Below are 849 nucleotides of genomic sequence, written 5' to 3' on the forward strand. Positions count from 1 at the left end.
TGCTGCCTGTCTTCCGCACCATCGAGGACTTCGATACGGGCGCCGACCCGCTGCACGGCGCCGGAGGCCCACTGCCGGTGCTCACCAAGTACGACGCCGACCCGATCCACCATGCGCTGATCCAGGCCGCCGGGCAGATAGGCATCGATCACCAGGACGACTACAACGCCGGTTCACCGGAGGGTATTTCGCAGATCCAGTTCACCATCGCCGACGGCCGTCGGCACAGCGCCGCCGCTGCCTACCTCGCCCCTGTCAGGGGCGCGCCCGGCCTCACCGTGCTCACCGGGGCCCGCGCCCGGCGCGTCCTGCTCGAGGGCACGCGATGCGTCGGCGTGGAGTGGCTGCGGGCGGGCCGCGTCGAGTCGGCCGCCGCCCGTACCGAGGTGGTGATCAGCGCCGGAGCGATCGAATCACCGAGGCTGCTCATGCAGTCCGGCATCGGTGACGCGGACCGGCTGCGCTCGGTGGGCATCGATCCCGTCGCCCACCTTCCGGGCGTCGGCGGCAATCTGCACGACCACGTCCTCGTGCCGGTCATCTTCGGTACGGAACGCTCCCCCGGGCGGCCTTCACCCGGTCTCGGCCCGGCCCAGACCCATCTGTTCTGGCACAGTCGGCCGGGCCTGGCCGTCCCGGACATCCAGCCGCTGCACTTCCCGGTCCCTATGTATCAGGAAGGGATGTCGGGGCCGCCCACCGGGTTCACCCTGCAGGCCGGAATCGTCCGCCCCATCAGCCGCGGCTCGATCCGGCTGACGGGGCCGGACCCGGACGACCCGCTGCTCATCGACCCGGGCACACTCCGCACCGCAGCCGACGTGGAGAGCCTGGCGGCCGCCGTCGCGC

1 protein-coding gene is annotated in these 849 nt (G+C 71.7%); it reads left to right on the forward strand.

Translation table 11 applies throughout. The annotated features are described in order from the left end of the window. A partial coding sequence (locus ACTWQJ_RS51860; protein WP_443313275.1) for a GMC family oxidoreductase occupies positions 1-849 on the forward strand: 849 nt, incomplete at both ends.

The sequence above is a fragment of the Streptomyces sp. KR55 genome, from assembly GCF_052245645.1.
GTDB classification, from domain to species: Bacteria; Actinomycetota; Actinomycetes; order Streptomycetales; family Streptomycetaceae; genus Streptomyces; species Streptomyces flavusporus.